Source organism: Limnohabitans sp. Rim8 (assembly GCF_945901735.1).
Classification (GTDB): Bacteria; Pseudomonadota; Gammaproteobacteria; order Burkholderiales; family Burkholderiaceae_C; genus Limnohabitans_A.
In genome coordinates this window covers 1-3,399 of record NZ_CAMDLM010000063.1, presented here as the reverse complement: position 1 = coordinate 3,399, position 3,399 = coordinate 1, and the positions used below count along the sequence as shown (strand labels likewise).

3 protein-coding genes are annotated in these 3,399 nt (G+C 58.2%); 1 reads left to right on the top strand and 2 read right to left on the bottom strand.

The window, feature by feature from the left end:
• On the bottom strand, window positions 1–1,657 hold a 1,657-nt coding region (gene boxC / locus Q0O99_RS17420), incomplete at its 3' end, for a 2,3-epoxybenzoyl-CoA dihydrolase (protein ID WP_293753238.1).
• 160 nt (window positions 1,658–1,817) lie between these two features.
• Window positions 1,818–2,732 carry a helix-turn-helix transcriptional regulator gene (locus Q0O99_RS17415; RefSeq protein WP_293753237.1) on the bottom strand — a complete coding sequence of 305 codons (915 nt, stop codon included), beginning with the start codon at window positions 2,730–2,732 and terminating at the stop codon, window positions 1,818–1,820.
• Window positions 2,733–3,004: 272 nt separating this feature from the next.
• Here Q0O99_RS17415 and Q0O99_RS17410 point away from each other — a divergent pair.
• A partial coding sequence (locus Q0O99_RS17410; protein WP_293753236.1) for an AMP-binding protein occupies window positions 3,005–3,399 on the top strand: 395 nt, incomplete at its 3' end.

The window sequence follows — 3,399 nt, the reverse complement described above, 5'->3', positions numbered from 1 at the left end:
AAACGCGGTTCATGTCGAACTGGACTTTTTCACCTTTGCCGTAGACCTTCAGGGCACCCTTTTCGCCGACGGCATTGGGGCGCTGGAAGATCCAGTTTTGCCAGGCGGTCAGGCGACCAAAGATGCGGGTGGCCATGTTTTCCTTTTGGGCAAAACGCAGGTTCGCTTCCAAACCGGTCAGCGCATCGGGCGACATGGACGAGCGCTCTTCCAGGGCCAGGCGAATTTCGTCAGCCCAGTCGATGTCGTCCGGTGCAGCCGTGACCAGACCCAAGGCCAATGCAGCGTCGGCATCCAGCGCTTGGCCGATGGCGCCGCGTGCGGCTTCCATGGCGGGCACTTCTTCGTAGAAGCGGCGCTGCAGGCGGGTCTGGTCGTTGACCATGGGGAAGAAGCCAAAGTTCATCTCGCTCAGTTGCAGCTTGGGCGCTTTATCAGCGTCGTCAGGCAAAGCCAACATGTAAGCGCGGTCGGCGCAGAATGCCAGTTCGGCCAGGGTGCCCGCAAAGCAGGTGCCTTCTTCGATCAGGGCGAACAGGCTGCGCGAAGACACGTCCAAGCGGGCCAAAGTGCGGCGCAGGTGGCCAATGGTTTCACGCACCAGCCAGTGGTCTTTGTGGGCCAGCAAGGTGGCGTCAGACGCCAACACGGCTGCGGCGTCGCCCGAAGTCTTGAGCACCCAGGTGCCAATGTCCAGTTCATTGGTGCGCATGTGCAGAACAGCGTCGTCCAATTCGCGCACCATCTGCAGCGGCCACCAGTTCACACCAGCAGCTTCAATGCCGGCGATGTCGGTGGGCTGGGCTGTGGCTGGGGCTTTGACGGTGAAGGTGGCGATGCGTTTGGCGCGGTCGATGTCCACGGTGACGTTGGTGTAAGTCAGGGCATCGGCCGCGATGCTGCGGTTCAGGGGGGTCAAGCTCACGCCTTTGGCGCCTGCGGTGCGGATGCTTCCAGCGGCCAATTTTTGGGCACGGGCTTGCACGGCCTGCTTGAACACAGCGGGCTTGGCGATCGCATCCACCAGACGCCAGTCCACGGCTTTTTGACCGCGCACACCTTCGACGCTGGTGCAGAAAATGTCGGCCAAGTCGTGGCGCACATGGCGCTTGTCGGTCACTCGGGTCAGGCCGCCAGTGCCGGGCAACACACCCAGCAAAGGCACTTCAGGCAGCGAGACGGCGCTGGAGCGGTCGTCGACCAACACGATTTCATCGCAAGCCAAGGCCAGCTCGTAGCCGCCGCCAGCGCAAGCGCCGTTCAGGGCCGCGACGAATTTCAGGCCGTCGTGCTTGCTGGAGTCTTCGATGCCGTTGCGGGTTTCATTGGTGAACTTGCAAAAGTTCACTTTCCAACCGTGGGTGGACACACCCAGCATGAAGATGTTGGCACCGGAGCAGAACACGCGGTCACGCGCGCTGGTCACCACCACCGAGCGCACTTCGGGGTGCTCGAAACGGATGCGTTGCAGGGCGTCGTGCAATTCGATGTCCACACCCAGGTCGTAGCTGTTGAGCTTGAGTTTGTAGCCAGGGCGGATGCCAGCGTCTTCGTTGATGTTGATCGACAAGGTGGCGATCTCGCCGTCAAAGGCCAGTTGGATGTGCTTGTATTGCGCGGGATGGGTTTGGTAATCAACCTGGAAAGCTGGCGTCATGTGGGAGTCTCCGTTGGGAAAAGGGATGTTGATTTGGGTCAAAAAATGCATTTCATTGCAGGTTATCCTGAAGTTTAGTGCACATCACACCCCCACGCAACATGCACTTTAATGCATTTAGTAAGTATTTACCCTAGCTATTCAAAATTTGCTGCCCAGATCAATCGGGACGTTGCAGGTGTTGTCGCACCGACGTTCTCAGGAGCTCAAATGCCTGGTCCTCGCTGCGGCCGCTGGTGTTGATGGCCATATCGGCTTTGGAATAAAAAGCAGCACGCCCTTCTAGAATGCGCTTGAGATCTTCCATCGCCTCACGGCTGGCGGCCATGGGCCGCATGTCACCTTGCGCCGCGACTCGGCCCATGTGGTCGCTGGGATCTGCCTGTAACCACACGCTGGTGCAGTTTGACAGCAACAAATTGAAGTTGGCCGAATCCGACACCAAACCGCCGGGGGTCGCAATCACCACCTCGGGGTAAATCTGGATCGCCTCTTCGAGTGCCCGGCGCTCGTAACGGCGGTAAGCGTTAGCCCCATAGAGGTTGTGGATCTCGCTGATCTGGCAACCAGCAAACTGCTCGATTTCGCGACTCAGCTCAATGAACGGAAAGCCCATGTCGTCGGCCAGGCGTTGGCCCAGCGCGGTTTTCCCCGCACCGCGCAAACCGATCAAAGCAATGCGATTTTTGCGCTCTAGCGCATTACCGCCTTCACCAAACAATTCGACCAATTGCACGCGGGCGCGGCGCAAATCGGCCTCGCTGCGTTGGCCCAGCAGTTCGCGAATCAAAAGCCACTCGGGCGAAGTGGTGGTCACGTCGCCCAGCAACTCGGCCAAAGAACACTGCAAGGCACTGGCCACTTGCAGCAGCACGAGCACAGAGACATTGCCCGTGCCGTATTCGAGGTTGGCCAAATGGCGCTCGGATACATCGGCCGCCACCGCCACGGCGCGGCGCGTCATGCCTTTGCGTGAACGCAAAGTACGCACGCGCTCGCCCAGCGCTTCCAGAAATGGATTGCGCCGGGTTTCGGGCTCGGAAGGCTCAATGACAGTGGAATCTTGCAAGGACATTTTTCTTTCAACCAAAAAAAGGGGAAACCCTTATTTTTTAAACACCACAAAACATGCACTTTAATGCATACTCAACGCCAAGCACAATAATGCATAAAGCAGTTTATACCGCCATCTGCACAGCAAGAAAAGTTTTTGTTGCATGCGTTGGATTGCACAGGTCTCACACCCTTTAAATGAAATTTTTTTGCATGCCCACAACCTGTTCCTTCTGAGCCCCTTTCAAAGAAGTCATCGTTACCACAACATCAGAGCATCCGAGGAGACAAACCATGAACCCCAGCACCCCCCCCGTAGACTTCAACTTCGCGCAACATCTGATCATGTGCAATGCCGCGCGGCAGGACAAAACCGCACTGATTGATGACGTCGGCTCCATGACCTACGGCAAACTGACCGAACAGATTCGCCGCTTTGCCGGTGGCTTGCAGGCCATGGGACTCAAGCGCGAAGAGCGTGTGCTGCTGCTCATGCAAGACAGCAGCGACTGGGTCGTGGCCTTTTTGGGCGCGTTGTATGCGGGCGTGGTGCCGGTGGCCGTCAACACCTTGCTGACGGCCGAAGACTATGCCTTCATGTTGAGCAACAGCCGCGCCCAGGCTGCCCTGGTCTCGGGTGCCCTGCTGCCCACGCTGCAAGAGGCCATGGATTTGGTCAAAACCGAAGT

Bases quoted from the DNA above. Each gene is read 5' to 3' on its own strand.
- Q0O99_RS17415 (WP_293753237.1), bottom strand. From the start codon at position 2,732: ATGTCCTTGCAAGATTCCACTGTCATTGAGCCTTCCGAGCCCGAAACC.